24 protein-coding genes are annotated in these 22,258 nt (G+C 55.9%); 3 read left to right on the top strand and 21 right to left on the bottom strand.

All coding sequences use genetic code 11. From position 1 onward, the window contains the following. Position 1: 1 nt before the first annotated feature. From ACR0IK_RS16245 to ACR0IK_RS16215, 7 genes are all read right to left on the bottom strand, one after another. Entirely contained in the window at positions 2-556 is a 555-nt protein-coding gene (locus ACR0IK_RS16245; protein WP_480642249.1) for a PQQ-dependent catabolism-associated CXXCW motif protein, read from the bottom strand. Further along, positions 553-1,395 (bottom strand): substrate-binding domain-containing protein, encoded by an 843-nt coding sequence (locus ACR0IK_RS16240; RefSeq protein WP_480642248.1) that lies wholly within the window; start codon positions 1,393-1,395, stop codon positions 553-555. Before ACR0IK_RS16240 ends, ACR0IK_RS16245 begins: the two co-directional genes overlap by 4 nt. Then, a complete protein-coding gene (locus ACR0IK_RS16235) occupies positions 1,379-1,882 on the bottom strand; it encodes a c-type cytochrome, methanol metabolism-related (protein ID WP_480594670.1) in 504 nt (167 codons plus the stop codon). Before ACR0IK_RS16235 ends, ACR0IK_RS16240 begins: the two co-directional genes overlap by 17 nt. 69 nt (positions 1,883-1,951) lie before the next feature. Next, entirely contained in the window at positions 1,952-3,754 is a 1,803-nt protein-coding gene (gene xoxF5 / locus ACR0IK_RS16230; protein WP_480642247.1) for a lanthanide-dependent methanol dehydrogenase XoxF5, read from the bottom strand. A 132-nt stretch (positions 3,755-3,886) separates the two neighbouring features. Further along, positions 3,887-4,282, bottom strand: coding sequence for a c-type cytochrome (locus ACR0IK_RS16225; protein ID WP_480642246.1), 396 nt, complete (start codon positions 4,280-4,282; stop codon positions 3,887-3,889). Between the two features lie 16 nt (positions 4,283-4,298). Then, positions 4,299-5,132 carry an S-formylglutathione hydrolase gene (fghA, locus tag ACR0IK_RS16220; RefSeq protein ID WP_480642245.1) on the bottom strand — a complete coding sequence of 278 codons (834 nt, stop codon included), beginning with the start codon at positions 5,130-5,132 and terminating at the stop codon, positions 4,299-4,301. Position 5,133: 1 nt separating this feature from the next. Next, the gene (locus ACR0IK_RS16215; protein WP_480594666.1) at positions 5,134-6,246 is read right to left on the bottom strand and encodes an S-(hydroxymethyl)glutathione dehydrogenase/class III alcohol dehydrogenase; all 1,113 of its coding nucleotides are present in this window, start codon (positions 6,244-6,246) and stop codon (positions 5,134-5,136) included. A gap of 163 nt (positions 6,247-6,409) precedes the next feature. On the opposite strand from ACR0IK_RS16215, the gene ACR0IK_RS16210 reads away from it, so the two are divergent. After that, entirely contained in the window at positions 6,410-7,024 is a 615-nt protein-coding gene (locus ACR0IK_RS16210; protein WP_480642244.1) for a hypothetical protein, read from the top strand. 30 nt (positions 7,025-7,054) lie between these two features. Next, positions 7,055-7,834, top strand: coding sequence for a pentapeptide repeat-containing protein (locus tag ACR0IK_RS16205; protein WP_480594664.1), 780 nt, complete (start codon positions 7,055-7,057; stop codon positions 7,832-7,834). Between the two features lie 5 nt (positions 7,835-7,839). Here the strand turns inward: ACR0IK_RS16205 and ACR0IK_RS16200 are convergent, their stop codons facing one another. Continuing rightward, entirely contained in the window at positions 7,840-8,871 is a 1,032-nt protein-coding gene (locus ACR0IK_RS16200; protein ID WP_480642242.1) for a quinoprotein relay system zinc metallohydrolase 2, read from the bottom strand. A gap of 122 nt (positions 8,872-8,993) precedes the next feature. On the opposite strand from ACR0IK_RS16200, the gene ACR0IK_RS16195 reads away from it, so the two are divergent. Beyond that, positions 8,994-9,806 (top strand): quinoprotein dehydrogenase-associated SoxYZ-like carrier, encoded by an 813-nt coding sequence (locus ACR0IK_RS16195; protein WP_480642240.1) that lies wholly within the window; start codon positions 8,994-8,996, stop codon positions 9,804-9,806. A 20-nt stretch (positions 9,807-9,826) separates the two neighbouring features. On the opposite strand, the gene ACR0IK_RS16190 is transcribed toward ACR0IK_RS16195, so the two are convergent. The 13 genes from ACR0IK_RS16190 to ACR0IK_RS16130 form a co-directional block, all read right to left on the bottom strand. Beyond that, the gene (locus tag ACR0IK_RS16190; protein WP_480594694.1) at positions 9,827-10,162 is read right to left on the bottom strand and encodes a hypothetical protein; all 336 of its coding nucleotides are present in this window, start codon (positions 10,160-10,162) and stop codon (positions 9,827-9,829) included. Positions 10,163-10,209: 47 nt separating this feature from the next. Then, the gene (locus ACR0IK_RS16185; protein WP_480594661.1) at positions 10,210-10,884 is read right to left on the bottom strand and encodes a hypothetical protein; all 675 of its coding nucleotides are present in this window, start codon (positions 10,882-10,884) and stop codon (positions 10,210-10,212) included. A gap of 45 nt (positions 10,885-10,929) precedes the next feature. Continuing rightward, positions 10,930-13,185: a hybrid sensor histidine kinase/response regulator gene (locus ACR0IK_RS16180; protein WP_480594660.1), complete on the bottom strand. Its 2,256-nt coding sequence runs from the start codon at positions 13,183-13,185 to the stop codon at positions 10,930-10,932. A 2-nt stretch (positions 13,186-13,187) separates the two neighbouring features. Continuing rightward, positions 13,188-14,345, bottom strand: coding sequence for an FIST N-terminal domain-containing protein (locus ACR0IK_RS16175; RefSeq protein ID WP_480642238.1), 1,158 nt, complete (start codon positions 14,343-14,345; stop codon positions 13,188-13,190). Positions 14,346-14,354: 9 nt separating this feature from the next. Next, positions 14,355-15,074 (bottom strand): response regulator, encoded by a 720-nt coding sequence (locus tag ACR0IK_RS16170; protein WP_480594658.1) that lies wholly within the window; start codon positions 15,072-15,074, stop codon positions 14,355-14,357. A 110-nt stretch (positions 15,075-15,184) separates the two neighbouring features. Further along, complete coding sequence (locus ACR0IK_RS16165) at positions 15,185-16,366, bottom strand: hypothetical protein (RefSeq protein WP_480642237.1); 1,182 nt, start codon at positions 16,364-16,366, stop codon at positions 15,185-15,187. After that, a complete protein-coding gene (locus ACR0IK_RS16160) occupies positions 16,363-17,037 on the bottom strand; it encodes a hypothetical protein (protein ID WP_480642236.1) in 675 nt (224 codons plus the stop codon). Before ACR0IK_RS16160 ends, ACR0IK_RS16165 begins: the two co-directional genes overlap by 4 nt. Beyond that, positions 17,034-17,933, bottom strand: coding sequence for a vWA domain-containing protein (locus ACR0IK_RS16155; RefSeq protein ID WP_480642235.1), 900 nt, complete (start codon positions 17,931-17,933; stop codon positions 17,034-17,036). The genes ACR0IK_RS16160 and ACR0IK_RS16155 overlap by 4 nt, the downstream gene beginning before the upstream one ends. Then, positions 17,930-18,907, bottom strand: coding sequence for a VWA domain-containing protein (locus tag ACR0IK_RS16150; RefSeq protein WP_480594654.1), 978 nt, complete (start codon positions 18,905-18,907; stop codon positions 17,930-17,932). Before ACR0IK_RS16150 ends, ACR0IK_RS16155 begins: the two co-directional genes overlap by 4 nt. Continuing rightward, entirely contained in the window at positions 18,885-19,256 is a 372-nt protein-coding gene (locus ACR0IK_RS16145; protein ID WP_480642234.1) for a hypothetical protein, read from the bottom strand. The genes ACR0IK_RS16150 and ACR0IK_RS16145 overlap by 23 nt, the downstream gene beginning before the upstream one ends. Continuing rightward, on the bottom strand, positions 19,253-20,230 hold the full coding sequence (locus ACR0IK_RS16140; protein WP_480642233.1) for a DUF58 domain-containing protein: 978 nt from the start codon (positions 20,228-20,230) through the stop codon (positions 19,253-19,255). Before ACR0IK_RS16140 ends, ACR0IK_RS16145 begins: the two co-directional genes overlap by 4 nt. Further along, positions 20,155-21,111, bottom strand: coding sequence for an AAA family ATPase (locus ACR0IK_RS16135; protein WP_480642232.1), 957 nt, complete (start codon positions 21,109-21,111; stop codon positions 20,155-20,157). The genes ACR0IK_RS16140 and ACR0IK_RS16135 overlap by 76 nt, the downstream gene beginning before the upstream one ends. Positions 21,112-21,194: 83 nt before the next feature. Then, positions 21,195-22,121 (bottom strand): hypothetical protein, encoded by a 927-nt coding sequence (locus ACR0IK_RS16130; RefSeq protein ID WP_480594650.1) that lies wholly within the window; start codon positions 22,119-22,121, stop codon positions 21,195-21,197. Between the last annotated feature and the right edge of the window lie 137 nt (positions 22,122-22,258).

The following is a 22,258-nucleotide window of genomic DNA, read 5'->3' as shown; positions in this document are numbered from 1 at the left end:
ATCAGTCGCCCCCAGCGACGGGCTGACCTGGAAACGGCTCGACCCGTTCGAGTGGATACCCCCATAAGGCCCAGCCATCGGTGCCTTCTGGGAACCAATAGACGTTGACGTACCCCCATTCGATTGCGCGTCTGGCGGCATTCCAACTCATCCAGCAGTCTTCGAGGCAGAAGAAAACAATACCATGCTCAACGTCACCATTGGTGCTGGCCTCTAACCCGGACCGAAAATAGTCAGCCGTGACGTCTGCGATTGCACCATAGCCGACATTGGGTAGCCAGATCGTTCCGGGGATGCTATTGCGCGGCTTGTCTCGCCAAAGCGTGCCCTCGGGCAGATTGGCTGGCTTAGGTGGCTGAGGCAAAACGTCGATGAACGCGGCGGTCTGATCTTGCCACAGCGCGTGTGCTTCTTCCGGACCGATTGTTGTGCCGCCGGTGACTTGATCCGGCACCGGCGCACGGTAGTGATCCATGCGGTAGTCACTGGGCTCGGGGACGGTCTGCGCCATCGCGGCGGTCGAGATGAACGCAAGTGCCATGAACGCGCGCATCATTGCGACAGGTCCAGCACCTCAGTCCCCAGATCATTCACAAGTGGAACACCGGCCTCGGCCAACACAGCATTGATCTCATCCTGATTGCGCCGGATCAGAGAATTCAGCTGCCGCTGCCAGACCTTCTCACCCTGCCGTACACCCATGGTGATGCGATAGAACAAACGCGGCGGCAGGTCTTCGTTGACAAGCGGGATCACCTTGAATTCTGGGTAGTCTGCCTTGACCAATGGTCCGCCCAGCGGACCCCAGAGGATGGCCGCATCAATCTCGCCCGATTGCAGGTCATCCAGCATATCGATAGCCGGACTTTCCACGCGTCGATCGACGAAAAGGTTGTAAGGCTTGGCCTGTCCGATCAGTCCATTCCGCGCCATATGCGCCGCCGGCGGGGTACCCGCCACGATCCCGATCTTTCGGCCCTTGAGCGCAGGGTCATTCAACCGATCCACCTGAGCCAGATCGCTGTCCATCGGCACAATCAACGCATAGGCCGAAGTATAGTAGTGGTTGGTATTCTGCACCAACTCATGACCTTGCGCATAGCCGATCACGACATCACAACGCTTCGCAGCGAGTGTGTTTCGAATGAAGCCTGTCGCTTGCGGAAACCAGACATATTGCACCGGCAATTCAAGCTTTGCGGCAATCAGTTCGGCCAGCCGGTTTTCATATCCAGATCCATCCTCGGACGATACGGGATAATTGGCAGGGTCAGCGCAAACGCGAAAGGCTGTCTTTGACACCAGATCAGAAGTTTGGGCCTGTGCAGGCTGCGCCTGACCAAGCCAGACGCCAAGCACCGTCAGAACAAGACAGGCCTTAACCCATGCACGCATCTTCATCCTCGCGGATCACGTCGGACTTCGCCTCTTTCTTGGGCGGGCGACCTCGTGGGATCGCACCGGATCCATGAGCTTTCAAATATACATAGATATCATCCAGAAAGCACATCACGTTCGGGTTGTCGCCAAATCCCGGCATCACCGAGTTTTCAGCGGCATTCACCACCTGTCGACCATTCGTGACGATGTCGACAAAGTCATAATAATCCATATCCAGCGCTGACTCTTTTAGAGCCGGCGCATAGGTCGAGCCCTCACCATCCGGACCATGACAGACATGGCATTCCGCGTGATAGCGCCGGAAGCCTGAAAATGTCATCCAGTCCACAGTTCCATCCTCGGCCACGTTAAATGTCGGGATATCGTCTTCGGTGTAGTACCGCCCATCCTCGGAATAAGAGACCGCCAGATTGTCAGCAATCGCGGCAACGGGAAAGCAGGACAAAAGAACAGATGCCAGAAGACGTACAGAGTGGTTCATGGAAAGCTCGTTTTTTTACAGGTGAAAACCGGCGCGGTCCGGTCGGGTCGCGCCGGTCAGTTCTTTGGCTTAGTTCGGCAGTGCGAACACAGTCAGCTGACCACCCAGCGCAGTATAGTCACTGAGAGCGGCATAGCCACCCACGGCGCCCAGACCGTCATTTGGGTTAGTCAAACCAGCCGCCAGACCAATACCGGCCCAGCCACCAACACCTGACAGGATGCCGATATACTGCTTGCCACCTTGCTCATAAGTCATCACGTTGCCGATGATGCCGGACGGTGTTTTGAACTTGTACAGCTCTTCACCGGTTTCAGCGTGAACGGCCTTCAGATAGCCTTCGAGCGTCCCATAGAATACAACATCACCCGCTGTTGCCAGAGCACCGGACCAGACCGAGAACTGCTCGGGTAGCGACCACTTGATGCTTCCGTCGGTGTTGTCCCACGCGATGAAATTACCCATACCACCATGGCTATCCGGTGCCGGATACATCGCCAGAGTCGCGCCCACATAAGGCTGACCAGCGGTATAGGAAACGCGGAATGGCTCATAGTCCATGCAGACGTGGTTGGTGGGCACGTACATCAGCTGAGTCTTCGGCGAATAGGCTGCAGGCTGTTGGTCTTTGGTGCCCAGAGCTGCCGGACAGATACCGGTCGAGTTCACGTCCTCGCCGTTCTGTTCCGTCGAATACTGAGCGACCACGGCCGGGCGACCATAGGTCTCGCTGTTGGGATCCATGTCGACGCCCGTTGTCCAGTTCACAACCGGGTCGAACTTTTCGGCCACCAGCAGCTCACCCGTGACACGGTCCATGGTGTATCCCAGGCCGTTGCGGTCGAAATGGGTCAGCAACTTGCGCTCGGTGCCATCAATTTCCTGTTCCGTCAGGATCATTTCATTGATGCCGTCATAGTCCCATTCGTCGTGCGGGGTCATCTGATAGAACCATCTGGCCATACCGGTATCGATATCACGCGCCATGATGGTCATGGACCAGCGGTTGTCGCCCGGGCGCTGCGCCGGGTTCCAAGTCGACGGGTTACCCGTGCCATAGTACATCAGGTTTTCGTCCAGATCCGCAGAATACCAGCCCCAAGTGGTGCCGCCGCCGATCTTCCACTGATCACCTTCCCAGGTATTTGTACCCGAGTCTGCGCCAACCGGCTTACCCAGATGCGTGGTCTTTTCAGGATCAACGAGGATGTCCGAATCCGGCCCCATGGAATAGGCTCGCCAGACTTGCTCGCCCGAGTTCATGTCATAGGCCGTAACCGATCCGCGCACACCAAACTCACCGCCCGAAATGCCAACAATGACTTTGTCTTTGATGGGCAACACAGTGGCTGTGTTGGTTTCACCAATCGCCGGGTCACCATTCTGGACTTCCCAAACAACGTCGCCAGATTTGGCATCCAGCGCCACAACTTTGGTGTCCGCCTGATGCAGGAAGATCTTGCCATCCGCATAGGCCACACCCCGGTTTACGGTGTCACAGCACATCACCGGAATAACGTCCGGGTCCTGCTTGGGCTCGTATTTCCAGACGATCTTGCCGTCATTGGCCAGATCCAGAGCATAGACAATGTTCGGGAACGGCGTGTGAACATACATCATGTCGCCAATCACCAGCGGCGAACCCTCATGCCCGCGCAGAACGCCGGTCGAGAAGGTCCACGCAACCTGCAGATCACCAACGTTGTCGGCGTTGATCTGGTCCAGTTCGGAGTAGCGCTGATTTTTGTAGTCACCCGTTTGGATCGCCCATTGTTTCGAGTTCTCCATCTGGGCAATCAGGTCGTCATTGGCATATGCCGCAGTGGCCAGCGCAATGGCAATCCCGGAGGTCCAAAGCGATAGATTTTTCATTCAATCTCCTCCCTTTCGTGCAGCGTTCTCGCTGCATTACAACACCTCACCCAGGTCGGATTGCGGTGTCTGTTGATGCTCGCCCAGACCGGCCCTTTTGCGGTCACATCGACGGGCGAGCAATGCAATCTCTTACGAACCTGGCTCCTCAAAGGTTGCAAGATATGCGATGATGTTGGTGCGATCGTCCTCTTTGCGCAGACCAGCGAAGGTCATCTTGATTCCCTTCGCATAGTCGCGCGGTTTCGTAAGAAACGCGTCCAGCTCCTCGGGTGTCCAGACCAGCCCTTCTTCGGACAGCGCGATGAGGGTCGGGGAATAGCCAAACCCCTCAACGGTTGCAGCCTGACGCCCAACGATACCGTTCAGCATGGGACCGACTTTGTTTTCTGCTCCCTCGCCCACAGCGTGACAGGCTTTGCACTTGCGGAAGACTTTCTCACCCGCTTCGGGATCGCCTTCGGCACTTGCAAAGGCGGGTGCTAGCATGAGGCAGGTTGCCGTGATTACCGTTCTGAACACTATCATTCTTTCCTTGCTGTTTTCATTGGCTGAGACGTTCAGCGTGCCATTCGACATGATCACGCGCAAAGCTGTTCACGAAGAAATATGAATGATCATACCCTTCCTGAATTCTGATCTGTCCGGGCTGGCGGCGCTTGGCCATCATGTTGGCCAAAGCTTCGGGTTTGAGCAGATCGAGAAACTGATCATCCGCACCCTGATCGATCAGCAGATCCCCTTTCCAGCCGTGTTCTTCCAACAGCAATGTCGCGTCATGCTCGACCCAGGTGTTTTCGTCGTCACCCAGATAGCTGCTGAGCTGTTTGCGGCCCCAATCCGAACGTGTCGGGTGCGCAATCGGCGCAAATGCTGAAAGAGATCTGAATTTGTCAGCGTTCCGTATCGCGATCGTGATCGCGCCGTGGCCGCCCATGGAATGACCCGTGATCCCGTGACGATCCTGAACCAGAAAATTCTTCACAACTATGTCGCGCAACTCGTCAACGATGTAGTCATACATTCTGAAATGCGACCGCCAAGGATCACGGGTGGCGTTCACATAAAAACCTGCCCCCTGTCCCAGATCATAGGCATCATCATCGGCAACGTTGTCACCACGCGGAGACGTATCGGGAAACACAACCGCTACACCATAGTCCGCCGCCGCCTCCTGAAAACCGCCCTTGGTCATCGCGTTTTCATGAGTGCAGGTCAGTCCGGACAAATACCACAGTACAGGCACCGGCCCAGATCTGGCCTGAGGCGGCAGGTAGATGGCAAATGTCATCTCGCAATCGCATGTCGCGGAGGGATGGGAGTAGACAGTCTGCTCCCCTCCGAAGCTGCGGTTTTGCGAAATGACCTTTAGATCCATGTCAGTACTCCACCACCGCGCGGATCGACTTACCTTCGTGCATCAGGTCAAAGCCGTGGTTGATCTCATCCAGCGTCAATTTGTGTGTGATCATGGGATCAATCTCGATCTTGCCGTCCATGTACCAGTCGACGATTTTCGGGACATCCGTCCGACCTTTGGCACCGCCAAACGCCGTGCCGCGCCACGACCTGCCGGTGACCAGTTGGAAGGGACGCGTCGAAATCTCGGCCCCGGCGGGTGCGACACCGATGATGATGCTTTCACCCCACCCTTTGTGCGCGCATTCCAAAGCAGTGCGCATCACGCCAACATTGCCTGTGGCGTCAAAGGTATAATCCGCACCCCCTCCGGTCAGTTCGACCAGATGCGCCACGATATCGCCGCTTACATTCGAGGGATTCACGAAATCGGTCATACCGAAATGCGTTGCCATCTCTGCTTTGCCATCGTTCAGATCGACACCAACGATCTGATCCGCACCAGCCATGCGCAGACCTTGGATCACGTTCAGGCCGATACCGCCGAGACCGAACACAACGCCGCGCGATCCGATCTCGACCTTGGCGGTGTTGATTACGGCCCCGATACCAGTGGTGACGCCGCAGCCGATATAGCAGATTTTGTCAAACGGCGCGTCCTTGCGCACTTTGGCCAATGCGATCTCGGGCACCACGGTGTGATTGGCGAAGGTCGAACAGCCCATGTAGTGATGGATCGGCGTGCCATCAAGCATGCTGAACCGGGTCGTTCCGTCCGGCAACAGACCCGCCCCCTGTGTAGCGCGCACTTTTTGGCACAGGTTCGTCTTGGGGTTCAGACAATACTCACACTCGCGGCATTCGGGGGTGTAAAGCGGGATCACGTGGTCCCCAACCTCAAGGCTGGTGACGCCTTCACCAACCTCCAATACAACCCCGGCACCCTCATGGCCCAGAATTGCAGGAAAAATTCCTTCAGGGTCATCGCCCGAACGGGTGAACTCATCCGTATGACATAGTCCGGTTGCCTTGATCTCGATCAGGACTTCACCTGCCTTCGGGCCATCCAGTTCAACCTCCATGATTTCCAAAGGTCGTCCCGCCGCCACAGCAACCGCCGCGCGTGTTCTCATTCTGTCTGTCCTCCCTTGCAGCGGAATCATTCTTAGACCGACTGCTTGGTTAGAGTATGAGGGCCAGCCCCGTGTTCTAACAATTAAGACAATGGTGTGTATTGGGTTGAATGGACTTGGCGCGCAGATTTCATGCATACTATCCGCGTGGAGGAGAGCTGAGATGTCGAACGGCAAGCTAATTGTTATGGCCCTGGTGTGGCTCGGCACGGCTGGACCAAACTTTGCCGCAGATTTTTCCGATCCAACCTGGCCGTGTATTCAACGCAAGGTCGAAGATCTGTCACTGGGTCTTATGTGGCCACACCAGATCGCCGATAGTGAATCCGCCCAAAACGACGCCGACATTGACGAAATTGCCGGGCTGCTGGCCCTGAGACGAATTGAGTTGGAAGACCTTCAGCCCCGCGTTGCGGAATTTGCTGCGCGCTACAATGGGGATCCGGATGTTCTGGGATTGGTGTTTCAGCGTGTCTTCGACTCATTATCGAAACGGCGCAAGCGCATAATAGCCGGGATAGGAGAGTTTTCGCTTAACCAGATCGAAATGGCCGAAAAGATTGATCTTGCCCGCGTGGAAATGGAGCAGGCCTTGGCTGCCGACCCACCGGATTATGACCGCGTTGACGCCCTTGAAGAACAGCTGGATTGGGACCAGTTGATCTATACAGACCGTCAGCGCTCGATCACCTATCTTTGCGAAACTCCGCAAATTCTGGAACGCCGTCTGTTTGCGATCTCGCAAATGCTTCAGCAATTGACGTCGGATCAGGGATAATTAGCCGGTCAACAAACGCAGGAGGGACGCATGAAACCCCTACTGATCCTCTTACTAACCCTTGCGCCTCTAACAGCCCTTGGCCAATCACCGCTGAGTGGTGTTGACATGACATTGCCCAAAATGACCGAGGCGCAAATGACCCGTGCCGACGTTGTTGCCCGGCTCGACGCAGCCACAACCGACACCCCCGCCGATTTTACCCGGGTCTGGCTCAACAATCTGGACCTGTCCGGACTGGATTTCAGCAATGCGACCCTGCGAGCGACCTCATTAAACGGCGCCAATTTGTCGGGTTCAAAACTGGACGGCGCAGTTCTGAGCCAGTCCTGGATGATCGGAGCGAACCTTTCAGGCGCATCGCTTGTTGGGGCCGAGTTATTCCAGACCCAGCTCAGCAAGGCGGACCTGACCGATGCCGATTTCACAAATGCCAGAACCGCCGCTGACTTCACCAAGGCCAATCTGACCCGAGCGGTGTTCAAAGGGGCAGATTTTTCCGCCGATATGCGCAACCAATCCATGGGCCTAATGCGTGGCGTCCTGACCTCGGCGTACGGGTCAGATGTGGATTTTGCCAATGCACAAATGTCGCGCGCCGATCTGGAATTTGCCAAACTGCCCAACGCAAATTTCACCGGTGCGGACATGTCGATGACCACATTGGGTGGGGCAGACCTGACAGGGGCCACATTGTCAGGTGCTGATTTTACGGATGCCGATTTGACCGCAACGCGGCTGACCGATGTTCAGGGCGCAGATCAGACCAATTTGAAAGCCGCAAAGAACCTGAACCGCGCCATTCGCTGACAGGGCTATTCCCATTCAAGTTCGGTAAATGCGACCGTGGCGTTGCGCGGGTTATAAGCGTCAAACAATTCCCATTGTTCCGCTTCACTTTGAGCGATTGTTTCAACCGCATCGCCCAGTCGCTGACCCGTGTCGATTGCGGCGCGTGTGTCAGTTTCCAACACATCCAGATAGCGCACCATGTCCTCGGCGCCTTCTGGCCAGGCCAGGATCGGGCCACCATGGCCGGGCACGATTTGGGTAATATTCAGCTCGGTCATCTTTTTTAGAGCACGCTGCCAGCCGATCAGCTGGCCGTCCAAGGCTGGGGTGTGCCGATGAAACACCAGATCGCCTGCGAACATAACGCCGGTGTTCACATCCTTGACCGTCAGGTCATTCCCGGTATGAGCTCTGGACCAGGCACGCAGGATCAGTTTGCGCCCACCCAGATCAATCTCTTCCTCGGATTCAACAGCGATATCGACAGTAATTGGCCCAACACCCACATAGGCGTCGGAACCGATAACGGCGCTCAGGCTTTCAACGTAATTGCTCAGTCGGTCCAGTAACGCTCTCTCCAACCCCACATGGCCAATTATCTGCGCCCCTGTCAGGGTCAGCGGCGCAGTTCCGAGAGTGTGATCGGGGTGCATGTGGGTCAAAATGACGTGACTGACGGGTTTGTCCGTCTCTGCCCGAACTGCGCGCCAAATGGCTTCTCCCATCCAGGGAGCTGTTCCTGTGTCGATCACTGCAACACTGTCTAGTCCGATGACAAATCCGATATTCGACACGTCCCCCAGATTGTCCGCGTTAGGCTCTTCAATCAAACCGCGATGCACGAAAAGGCCGGGGGCAACTTCATCAAATTCCAATACCCTCCCAATGGCTTGGCAGACGGGTTCACCGCTGTGACCGTCGGAAAGCGACGGAGGTTGCGCCTTTAGTTTCTGTTCGCACTCAGCTTGATTTTCAGCCTCGTAGCCCGGCAAAAGCTGCTCTCTGCAGGGCTCGGTCGCAGCCTGCGCGCATAGCAAAATCACGGCTTCAAACATGGCAACCCTCCATCCCGAACCTTGGCACAGTTCACTGCCAGAACCACACCGCCTTTCGTCGGCATATTATTTCCCGGGGTTTTGTGGCATAATCCGCGGCACCGGTTGCCGGAGGAAAACACATGGCCAGAGCAATTGCACCCGCAGCGATCCTTTCACTTGCGCTATCCTTGCCCGCTTGGGCGGAACAGCCGGTCAAGAATCCGCTAGTCGACAGCGAAACCTGGCTCGACCTGCAATACGATGTGGTGGGCGATGTTCAAATCGGGAGTGCGGATACGCTGCTTTCACTGGACGCACCCTATAGGGCACACGACGCGGCAACGGTGCCCATTGTTCTGAAGCAACTTGATCCAAATGCCAAAATCTCTGCCGCCACTGTGGTGATCGACGAAAACCCCGCGCCAATCGCAGGTGTCTTCACGTTTTCACCTGCCATGGGTGAGTTGGATTTCGAAATGCGAGTCCGCGTGAACCAATACTCGAATGTCCGCGTGATCGCAGAAACGCCGGAAGGTCTCCACATGACGGGCCGGTTTGTCAAAGCCTCGGGCGGCTGCTCGGCACCAGCCAGTAAAGACCCCGAGGTCGCTTTGGCGTCGATGGGTAAGATGAAGCTGCGCAGCTTTGGGCAAGAAGCGCAGATTTCTACACCACGCCGTGAAGCACAGATCATGATCCGGCACCCGAACTATTCCGGCTTACAGCGCGATCAGGTTACGCAATTGTTCATTCCTGCGCATTTCATCGACCACATCGAAGTCTGGCAGGGGGATGAGCTGTTGTTCACCATGGACGGCGGTATTTCGATCTCAGAGAACCCGGCATTTCGCTTTTCCTATAACGACAACGGCTCAACCATGTTGACGGTCAAGGCAACGGATACCGAGGGCAACACATTCGAGAAAGATCTGCCCAAGGCTGCGGCAAGCTAACCGGCTGGTTCCCGTTTCACTCAGAAACAGACAACTTCTGCTTCGGCCTGCGCCCGGCGCAGGTCAGCTACCATGTTTTCGGCCAGTACAGCGCTTTTGAAGAACGCCATTCGCTCGCCCCCGACCCGACGCATCGAAAGGACAGTCTCCGCCTGTTCGTATTGTTCATAAGGAAGAATTGAAGCGATCAGATCGATTGAACATGAGCACCGATCCAGCATCTCGCGGGTCTGGCCGTTGGTCACCATGCATGCGAATACGTAATCCGCGCGCGCAGCGGTAGGGTAATCGTTGAGCCGGTCGGCGACGCTTTGTGCTGACGCTGTGATCGGTGCAACCAGAACAGCCGCGACCATAGCTGTACAGGTCATGCGGATACTTTCCCACCTAAGGTCTAGGGCTTTCATTCGCGACCCTCCTGCACGCCTTCAAACTGCATCTCCGATCGATAGATTGCTGCGCCTTCGCCTTCCGGTGCGGCTTCTGCAACCAGGCGCAGATACCATCCCGGAACCTCCTCTGACACCGTGACGCTGAGGACGAGATCTCCGAACCCTTGCATCCGGTCCCGGTTAGGATCCTCAGCGAAAGGACGCATGAGGATGGTCTGTACGGAGATGGTTTTGCCGTCAACCACAGCCTCACCTTCGACAACCTCGGCAGGTTGAACCAGCGCATCTTTGACACGGTTTCGAATGTAGAATGGGCTGCCTCCGGCGGATTCAGCCATATCCCGGATGGCGCTTTCGTAAAAAACCATGATCATCGGATTCCCGACGCTGGCCGGGAAAACGCCCATAGCGCGGTGTTTGTCGTTTTGACGAAACTCCAGATGCGCCATTTCGGCCCCGTCTTCCCTGAAACTGAGAGCGATATCGCCGGTATCACGTTCGGCTGCATCGGGCCTGATCTGGTTCGTGACGGTGCGCTGGTAGATCAGTTCCTTATCCCTTGCGATAGTGTCCAGAACCCCATCCTGAAACAGCAATTCATAAGCCTGTTCTGCATCAATCGAGGCCGCAGACGCCGGATTTAGACTCCAAATCGAAATTGCGAGCCCGTATAGAAACACTCTCATGATCTTGTCCTCCCATTGAAGAGAGTATGGGCTAATCGCCCCATGTCACCGCCGACTTTTGTCGGTGTCGAGCGTCTTGGTAACGATGGCGCGCTGAGTCTTCCATATGATCAAAGACCGGAGCCGAGGCAGTTTTACCGGTTTCGTCATGACCGAAATCTCAAGCTGTAATCCGTCTTTGCGCAAGGCTTCACTGCGATCCGCGGTGATTAAGATTGCCGGAACCTGGGTCTGCGTCATTTCGCGTATCTGACGAATTGCGTTCACTCCGGTTTCACCATCATCCAGTTGATAATCCGCCAGAACGATATCGGGCGGCATTCCGATATCTCTTATGAATTGCAATGCCTCCTGCGGCGACCGGGCTGGCATAACGCTGGCACCATTTTGTTCCAGCCACTGCGTCGTGCCAAATAGAACATCACGGTCATTTTCGATCACTAAAACGATGAAATCGAGCGGCACATCGCTCGTGTTCGCAAGAAGATCAAGGGGTTCAACGGCACTTTGTCCTGCTTCGACCCTGTCCATTTCAATGCTGAACACAGATCCAATACCAGGTTTTGACCGAAGCGACAGCTTATGGCCCAAAAGTCGGCAGGCGCGGTCTACCACTGACAACCCCAGTCCCATACCAGACCCCAATGGCACATTGTCGGCCCGTGTGAATTCTTCGAAAACGCGTTCCTGATCTTTGAGCGCAATACCAATACCCGTGTCCCAGACTTGCAAGATGACCTTATGACCACGCCTGCGACAGCCCACCAGAACCCGGCCTCCGGGTTCGGTATATTGGATCGCATTTACCACCAGGTTCTGGATCGAGCGAAACAGATAGACCGGATCAGAGTTTACAGTTTCCGAGCACGGAACAACATCAAGCCTCACGTTCTTGGTCTCGGCAACCAGCGTCTGATCGCCTTGTATCCCCTCAATCATCGACGCAAGACTGACATCCGTGGGTGAGACCGTATCCGGATCAGTAGTTTCTAGCCTTGAGATATCCAGCAATGAATGCAACAACTGTTCGGTAGAGCCGAATGCACCGTCCAGCCGCTCCATCATCTCATACAGCTCGGTCTCACGCGTGATCTCCAGCAAGGTAGAAATCATCAGCTTTGCCGCGTTGATCGGCTGAAGCAGATCATGGCTGGCCGCTGCAAGGAATCGTGTCTTGGAAGATACTGCGGCTTCAGCTCGTTCCTTCGCGATCCGCAGTGCCTCTTCCACCCGCGCTTTTTCTTCGTACTCCTGAACCAGCTTGGCGTTTGCATGGGTTAATTCAGCCGTGCGTTCCATGACCCGGTTTTCCAGAGTTTCGGTCGCACGCGCTTCCAGTGTCACGTCTTTAAGTTCGACCAGAAAACCACCATCTGGCAGTTGGTTGACTTGTATGTCCAGAACCCGATCCGATCCGTCGCGCACACGTTTGCGCAGCCAACCCCGACTTTTTAGTTCGTGCTGCCACTTACCGATCCTGCGTTCATCATCGGCCTTGATCAGCCCGCGCGTCCGCATCAGATCCAAGAGCGTTTTCACAGGTACGTTTCCCTGCAACAGAGAGAGCGGCAGGTTCAGAATCTCTCGAAACCGCGCATTATGCATCATGATCTGGGACTCTGACGAGAAAGTGCAGACACCAGAGCTCATGTTTTGAAAAACCGCCTGAAGGTAGTCTTCCTGTCGGTCAATCAGAGTCTCTTTCTCATCGCGGTTTCGACGCACAACCGAAGTGATATCGGTCAGCAAAATAACCACGTTCTGCGATGACGTGTATTGCGCGCTGAGTTGATACCAACGGTCGCCACGCAATTCGATCACGTCGCTTGACACCATGCCCGTGTGGCAATTGCGCTCCAGCGTATCCAACATGTTCGAGATACCATGGTCGGACGAAACGAACTCAGGGCTGCTTTGCACCAATAGAAAGAACCGTCCCAAGCTGAGACCCGGCCCGACAATGTCCGACATATCCGGGAAGATTGCCTGAAACAGCTCGTTACACAGGTTCAACTCACCATCGGTGAACAGCGCGAACCCTTCTTCCATGGAAGACAGCGCTTTGACGAGACTCTTGCGGGTTTGCTCACGTTCGTATCTGGCGCTTTCAAGTTCGGTGGTTGCGCGCGCCAGATCACGGCTCTGCTCCATCACCTGCTGCTGCAACTCAATCGCGGACTGAAACGCTTGGAAGGCAGACGGACCTACATCTTTCTGGCGATTGGCGCGCCGTATAAGCGCATCAATTATCTTGGCTTGTTTCGAGACCTGAATCTCGAGCGGATCGTCTGGATTCAGCATGGTCAGCTCAGGTCCCGCTTCTCTGGTTCAAAGAAGGCGACCCCCACAAAGGTCTGGTTCATGTGTACACCGGATTGTTGCTCTCCGTAGGTGTTGAAACCAACAACCCGGTGGGATTGCAAAACGTCAGAGACCTGCTTGCTCAGCTGTTTCTGTTCGATTTCCAGTTTGCGCAGAATACAGTCAAACCCTAGGATGAAATCAGGTGCCGATCCGGCATTGTCACGCACATCAAGCCCGGCCTTGAGGGTTTCGATGATCTCCTTCCCGCGTCCCAAAGTCATGATGAGGCCATCATCAATCGCCGCGAGAAAGGACAGTGAACCTCCCTCCATCGGTTCGCGAATGGCGCGCACGTAGTAATTCAAGTTTTGCCGCAGAAGCAGCGGGTTTTCCGCAAAGACCAGCGGCGAAAGATCCTCGGCCGCGCATCCGACTAGCCGCGCATATTCCTGTGCGGCCGGAGCGCCATTGATTTCATAGACCACGCGCTCTTCCGGATTGGCATCGGTGATAATGATCTCCGACCCGATTGGCAGGAAATGGTCAAAGCCGATGCCTTGAAAACCCAGGTTGGTCTCAATCAACAACAGGACGGCTGCATTGCTGTAGGCACTGCCGCCATGTAAAATAAACGTTTCTTCATATTGAAGGCCATCTCCGGCAGAGCCGCCAAAAATCGGCAATCCATCAAGAACCGTTTCCAGAGTTGAGACCAGCAGATCTTCTTGCTTGGACAATCCATCTGAAAACACCAACGCCAATCTGTTCCATCCAGCCGTATGACGAAACCTCTCGGCCTGACGTTGCGCTGTGGCTGCAATTTCCGTCGAGTCCAGCGGTCTGAGCTCCTCGAACAGAATGGAGGAGCATCGAAAGTTGGACCTGGGAAAGGCCAGCAACAATAGCGCATCCGATTCATAACCCGATCGCGTTATTTGCCCCGCAGTAGTGCAGCCGAAAACTGGAACGCCCGCAAGCTTCCAGTTTAGGCGACGCGATATTTCCGCAGGATCATGGTTGCTGGGAACAAAGGCCAAAACGAAGCAAGATGAGAGGCAATCAATGCCCGCGCAGGCTTCTTCAACGGCGATTGTCGGGTCCGAGCTAGTGGAGCGGCCAATAGCAATAAAATTCGGTCCATGTTCCAAATCCCGCATGCAAGCCCCCTAGTGTTGAAGAAAGGATTTGACCTCCGGCTCATGTCGCGCATGACGGGCGACAACCGAGTCGACCAGAACAGCAGCTTGGGTCCGATTGCGCACACCAAGGCGACGCAGCAAAGCGGTGATATGCGCTTTGACCGTCGCCTCCGCCAGCGACAGCTCATATGCGATCTGTTTGTTGGATTGGCCCACGCATATCAGCTTGAGAATTTTGACTTGCTGCGGGGTGAGCGACGAAAGTTCGGGACTGGATTGATAGACAATGCTTTCTGCTGGCTTTGTCTCTTCAACTCGGCTGAATTCGACAGGCACATACTTACGGCCAGCCGCAATCTCCTGGATCGCAATCTTGAGTGTTTGCGCTGGCGTATCCTTGGGAAGAAACCCCATCGCACCGTGATCCATCAAAGAGCGCACAAGCTCTCCGGATGCAAGCGACGAAATAACCAGAACCGGCACCTTCGGACAGCGCTGTCGGAACTGTTGAAAACCCGAAATACCTGTGACATCCGGCAATTTGAGGTCAAACATGATCAGGTCAGGTTTGAAGCCCTCGCCAAGTATTTCAAATGCCTGCGCAAGCGTGTTGGCTTTTTCAATCCGGCAATTCTCGAAATTCAGTTGCAACGCCGCAGCCAATGCGTCGCTAAACAGCGGATGATCATCAACGATAAGGACGCTGGACACTTGGTCTACCGGTTCAGGGCATCCCGCAATATGCATGGTTTCTCCTCCAATGGGAAAAGTACAGCATTTCCTGATCAGTTCAACTGTTTCATTTTGATACGAGCGAAAGTTGCCTTAGGTAACAAAAGCTTGATGACTCTGAGAGCCTAATTGTTGAGGAACTTCCTGGCAAATTCATTCAAATCAGGTGCTGCCGCCTTGGGATCGAATACCTGCCGGTCAAAGTCTCGTATTTGCTCAAGGCGTCCGGATGAGGATCCGTCACGACGTAAGATCGCAACAGCAGCTTGTCGCAGCCCGTCTGCACGACCGGCCTTGGCGCAACCCCGCAATTCTCGGACCAGTGGATCGAACACTCCAAATCGCTGCAATGCCCTTGAAGCGGCCACTTTGTGCCCCGACATGCCCAAAACCAAAACAGCCAGAAAGACGACAACGGCGATTGCGAATACCGGCCATTCCAGCAACCTCACAGGGCGCGCTAACTCCTCGGGGCTGTCAGAGGGCACCGCTCCGGTGACCGTGCCGTAGGCAATGCGTTGAGGTGAAATCATGACCTCGCGAGCTTCGCGCGCGAAGGTGTCGAAATAGCTGAATCGCAGGGGCTCAACGACGCCCGACGTGTCGTTAGACGGGCGAATGGTCCAGCGCCAGAATGCGTAGGTCACTGGCCCTTCCGGTGTCAGTTCGACAAGACGTTTCTCAGGATGCGCAAAAATCAGGGCCGAAGGTGAGGTTAACTCTGGCATCGGTGGTATCATCTCTGGGGTGGCGCCCAACGCTTCCAGCCGGATCACGCGCAGGACACCCTCACCCGGAGCAAGTTGATCCGGGGCATTCGACCACTGGTCCGAGATTTGCAGTTTGCGCACCGGAAACCACCAATCCTTCGTTGTAGGGGCTTCTGCCACCTGAATGGTTAACGGCTCCGATTGAATCTCATGTTCGAACCAGTCGTCATTTTCGTCAGTCAGGGTCAGCCGGTGAATGAATGGACCAATCGCAAGCTCGCCAGCTTCGACCGGGTAGACCGCCATGCGTCGGGTAAACACTTTGTATTTCCGGCCATTGATCCTTTCTTCGGACCAACTGTCCGGCCCCAGCTGCGCCCAACTGAACCCCTCAAAATCGGGTTGGACAAGTTCTTCCCGAGTGATGTGCCGACGGTAGACACCTCGGATCGTCAAAAGCACCATCTCACGAGTGAAGGGAACAGAGGTGTCGTCTTCGATGGTGACCTCTATCGATGCCTCGGACGGCAAAACAGTCTTTGACTGCGCCAGCACATGAACCGGGAAAGCGATAAGAAGTAAGACCAACCACTTCATTCCGGACTCTCCGCTTCGGGAGGCGAAAGACCCAGCTTCACCCTGCGCTTGTGTTCCTGCGCAATCCGTGCCGCCATAAACTCACCAGGAACATCGGACAGCTGATTGAGCCATCGTTGGTCGGCAACCATGAACTTGTCATCAAAGATGCGCCGCACGCCCAGTCGCCCGCGGCTGTCTAATTCTGGCAATCCCAGCATCGTGTTCGAATTCGTGACCTCACTCCCCGTTCCAGCCGCGCGCGCGTTCCCACGGGCCACAAAGCTTTCCGCTTTGGGACCTGACTTGCGTTCCGGAAAAAGGCCCAATGCCTCTGGATCGATCTGCTGCCCCGCGTAATAAGCGGCCAACACATCGAAATTCGCCTGAGCGTCCGGGATACCTTTGGCAATGGCCTGATCATAGGCCTCCAGCGCGGCAGCAAATTGACCATTTTGGGCCTCGGCATTGCCGAGATTGTATAGGTTGCCGGCGCTCATGAAAGCTTCGGCGGCTTTTTCGAATTCCCCAGCACGATAGAAGGCGACACCTTGCCAGTCCGAATTGGAGAACAGGTTCGCCGCCATCGGATATAGACCAATAGCCAATGCAACGCGCCCAAATGGGGCAGCTCCTCCCAAGACAAAAGCAAGAGCAATGCAAGCAGCACCTGCGATCGCGAACCACCTCATGCGCGCTCCCTCCAAAACATCAACAAGAGGGGGAGCAGTGCCAAAAACAACAAATACCGCCCCAGATCGTGCCAAAACAACACGGGGTAGTCTGCCTGTTCCAGCCTGGTTGCGGCGTCATCAGCCAACCAAAGCGCCAGGTCATCTGTCTGGTCCAATGTGAACACCGCGCCACCGCCGACACCGGTATGCGTTTGCATCTGCGCCGTCGGAGTCTGCAACGACACCACAGACACGCGCGCCCCGCGCGACGCTAGAGACGCGACTTGTTGCAGCGAAGTTGAGCCCAATCCGTCACCATCTGTGAATATCACCACGTCCCCGGCAAGGATCCCCGCCTCCTCCAATCGCTGAAGCGCCAAAGCCAGTGCACGTACCGGGCGAGATCCTTTGTCCGGCACGGTCTCGCCATTGATGAGAGAGAAAGTTTGCCCCAATTGGCGGTGATCCGTCGTCATGTCCGTCGCGACATAGGCATCACCTGCAAATACAATGATACCACCGGGCCGGGATCCAAGAGCGCTGATGCCAAAACGCCCCATGCTCAGCATTTGTGGCCAGCGGTTGTCTTCCACCACGCTGTCTGACGCGTCCACAAGGAACAACACGCCATCCAGATTGCGATAGGTTTGCGCGTCGCGCCGTTCGATGGCCGGGCCAGTCAGAGCAACTGCAATGATCCCGCTGGTCAGCAGTAAGGCAACTGGCGTGAGCGGGAACGAACCACCTTCGATCCTGCCAATCGCCGCCATCGCTTTCATTAGCTGAGGATCGGTAACCTTGTCCCAGGCTCCGAACCCGCCGGTGCGGGGCAAAATCCACCAGCTGACCGCGCATATTAAGATCACGGAAAGCCCCCAAAACGGCCTGAGCAGAGTGAAATCCAATTCACTCATTGCGCCTGCCTCCACGCCGCCATCAGGGCAAGTGCCGCTGCCATTGCTGCGGGCCATGTCCAATAGGACTTGTGGACCTCAGCCGTAAGGCCCGCACTATCTGTCGCTTCTAACCGATCCAGCGCTTGCGTCACGTCGATCAGATCATCGGTGGTTTTGACGCGAAAAGCCTCGCCCCCTGATACCTCGGCTATAGTGCGCAGGGTGGCCGCATCAACCACTCCGCGTTCACCTACCTCTGCGCTTTGCAGGTCTTTGGGACCGAGCGCTATTGTGTGAACCCGCACGCCTATTTCAGCCGCCAATTCCGCCACGCCTCGGGGGTTCGTGGCCCCCGCGTTGTTCACCCCATCCGACAACAGGATCACAACGCGGGACGCCGCCTGACTGTCAGTGAGACGCTTCAAAGCGAGGCCCAGACCATCGGAAATGTTGGTAGCGCGGCCCGATATACCTATCGTGGCCTCTTCGATCCGTCGCGCAACTGCCTCAGTATCGAATGTGAAAGGCGTGGCGAAATAGGCTTCGGACCCGAACACTATCAATGCCACTCGGTCGCCAGCGCGGCGTCTGGCGAACTCGGACCCGACACTTGTCACCGCCTCCAACCGGGTGATTTGGCGCCCATCGAGATAAAAATCATCCCGCACCATCGAACCTGAAAGATCCAAAACGATCGCAAGGTCCCGCCCTGAAACCTTCAAGGCGCTGACGGGTTGCAACTCACGAGGACCGGACAAAGCAACGACAATCAGCGCCCAAACGGCCCACAAAGCAAGGCGATCTGCCAAGGGCCGGTTCGCGGCGTTAACCCGAGGACTTGCCGCCAGCAGCATCCCGCCAATGCGATCTGGAACCGGGAACCCGCGTTCAAAAACTGGCCGTGGTTTGATCAGACGAACGATCACCAGAGGCAACGGCAACAAAAGCAAGACCCAGGGATCAGCAAGTTCAAACACGACCCGCAACCTCATCTTGCAGAGTCTCCAGATCGGGGCCTCCGCCGGGTTTATACAGCTCACCCCTCAGTTCCGCATAACGCGTCGGGTTCTGAGCGCGTAGCCTGTGCAAAAGCGCCACCTTGCGCCGATCCGCAGACCAACCCGGTTGATCTGCAAAGTGATCGGGAGGTTCCATCGGTTTGTTTGCGGCAGTCTTGACACTCAGAAATCGCAGGATGCTGACGCAACTTACTGACGCCAAAACCGCGATACCAAAGACAACCGCATATTCTGCAATCACCCCGCCTGCAGCCTCAGCAGGTAAATGGATGTCCCGCAGACTGGCCAGCATTGTGGCCTCAGAGAGGGCCGTCTCGCTCATGACACGTATCTTGACACAAAGGCTGACGAAATGCGGCGAGACGTTTGCTCAACCGGGTCGCTGGCATTCAAAACAAGCGCCGTATGTGCGGCAACCATCTGATATATAGCCACATCATCAGGCGCTGCCTCACTCAGATAAACGCGCCTTTGCTGCCCATCTGAAAGTTGGATCGGATACCAGCCGCTTGGCATCTCATGTGTTTTGCTTTCAGTCACAAGGACAAGACGTGGGTTTCGGCGATGATCAAGCCGGTCCAGCAGGTCAGAAAACCCATCACCCTGCTGATCAAAGCCAGACGCGATGATGATCTCGGACCCGGTGGGCGTCAGGCGTTCAACACCAGCAAGCGCGTGTTCCAGCGTCCAACCCACATCCTCACCCTTCTGCAGGCTATTCAGACTGCGCACATGGGCCTGAACCAGACCGCCAATCACATCCAACATCCCCCGCGTTTTTCCGCGCGGCGGCACAATGATGGATGTGTCGGTCGTGATCGCCAGCAGACCCACACGCCCGCCACTTTCAACCATGTGCCATCCGATCAACGCCAGAGCCTCAGCTGCGGCAACCGAGAGAAAGGCGCGCTTCAGGCCCCAGAACATCGGCGCGCGGAAATCGGCAACCAACAGGGCAACCCGATCCCGCTCCTCTTGAAACTGTCGGATATGCAGGCGTCCTGTGCGGGCGGTTGTTCCACGATCCAGGTGGCGAATATCATCACCCGCCACATACTCGCGCACATCTGCAACCTCGATACCCTGCCCGCGCTTTCGGGTCAGAAACCCTCCGGGCAAGGCCGCCATTGCCGGGTTCTCGTGTTCAGTCAACGCAACATGCCGCAAGGCGATCAAGGCATCAGTTGTCAGGCTGACGCCCGCATGAGCCAGCACGCCCGTCACAGCGGCTCGACCACATTCAGAATGTCCGCCACCAGTTCGCGGGGCTTTTTGCCATTCGCGATGGCGCGCCATGTCAGCACCATGCGATGGGCAAGCGCATCGGGCGCAACTGCCGCCACATCCTCGGGCAGGGCAAAATCGCGACCTCGCAAATAGGCGCGCGCGCGCGATGCCGAGGCCAAAGCCAGCGATCCACGGGGCGAGACCGCATGTTCTACTTGTTCAGCAATCGGGCCCGTACGGGTCGCGGTCACGAGGCGCACAATATAGTCGCGCAATTCCGGGGCCACATGCACTGCCTGCGCTTCGGTACGCGCAATCATTAATTCCGCAAGCGTCATCTTCTGAACATCTGGCGGACCTTCCTGCGTTTCAGCAATCACCAAGTCGAGAATCTGACGTTCCGTTTCCAGATCCGGCAAAGTTAGCACGACGTGCAGCAGGAATCTGTCCAGCTGCGCCTCAGGCAAGGGAAAGGTTCCGTCATGTTCAATCGGATTTTGGGTGGCAATGACCAGAAACGGATCCGGCAGTGCGTGTGTTTCGTTGCCAACCGTGACCTGATGCTCTGCCATGGATTCCAGCAGGGCGGACTGCACCTTTGGTGGCGCGCGGTTGATCTCGTCTACCAAAACAAGCGTGTGAAACACAGGCCCCGGAACAAATTCAAAACGGCCTTCATGGGGCTGGTACACAGGCGTTCCGGTCACGTCCGAGGGCATTAAGTCGGGCGTGCACTGGATACGGGCAAAACTGCCCTCGACAGCGTTCGACAGCCATTTAACGGCGCGAGTCTTGGCCAGCCCGGGCGGCCCTTCCACAAGAAGATGGCCGCCTTCCAGCAGGGCGATCAGCAAGGATTCTACCAATCGCTCGTGGCCAACAAGCCCCTGCGACAAATACCCAGACAATCCCGCAATCGTGCGCGGCGGGTTTTCAGGCCTTGTGTCCATAATTCCTCCCATAGACCCTGAGGCGCAATGCCTGCACTCAGGCTACCCGGAGTCACCGGTTCAGCAAAACACAGCAGATGGTATTACCTGGGCACACGAACGGATGTGGAGCAGCCTTCGTCAAACAAGGCCGCAAACTGTGGATCAGCCAGAGTTTCATCCGCCTGAGCCCAAAGGCGATCATATTGCTTATCAATGTAGTCGATAAAGCCTGAGTCAATGGTTTGATCCGCTGGAGATTGCGCAACGGCATGCATCATGAAGATGTCAAACGCACACAGACCGCTGGGGTTCGAATTCAAGAGTGCGCGCATAAAATCATGCGAGCTCCATGGCAGGCGCTGCAGGTTCACCGGCGTTTCCTGCAGCTTGGATAAGAACCCCGTTGACTTATCATATAGCAGGATGTCCATGCCAAATGTGAAGGACTGATACAGCTCTTCCAATAAAATCGATTTGTGAAAGTCTTTCTCAAGCTTGCCAACGCGATCATGAACCGGTTGCTTGACCACGATATGGGTCCCCTGCCCCCGACGACCAAAGAAAGTCTGCGCCATCGCCGGAGACGTCACCACATAGGCGCGACCCTCAGGTAATCCAAGCTGATGCACGTCGCTGAGCCAGTCGATATCCGCTGACAGATCGCGGTTGGGAGGGTGTCCGGAGTATAACCGCAAAATCACGGTTCGGCCGGTTCCGCAGTCCCGCGCCGAAGGGCCGGCGTACCGCATCGGAGTCGGGTGCCCAAAACTGTGTTTCAGCAATTCTCGAAAGGTATTCAAAACTTCCAAAGTTTCGGGATGCGGCCTTTCGCCTACAAGGCATAGGGCTGCACCCACCAGATCACGCCCGTTTATGTGAACGGGAATCGCCATATCGCGCCCCAACATGGTTGAGCGCAGTTCATAACCCCATCCTTGCTGCGCTAGCTCGATATAGTCGCGTTTTTCCGCATGGAGCGCGCTTGCCAAGAAAACAAACATGGTGATTTGCATCAGAAGATAACGCATGCAATCCCTCGTGATGTGAAGTGCATCATATCTAAAGCCCATACACCATCCAAGGGTTGTGTCGGAATCTGTTGCTGAGTTTTGGCCATTTGCGGTCGCGCGGTCTGAGGGATCTGTTGCAAGCTTTTTGCGATTGA

Source organism: Ruegeria sp. BF7 (assembly GCF_056538605.1).
This window is presented reverse-complemented; position numbering and strand designations above follow the sequence as displayed.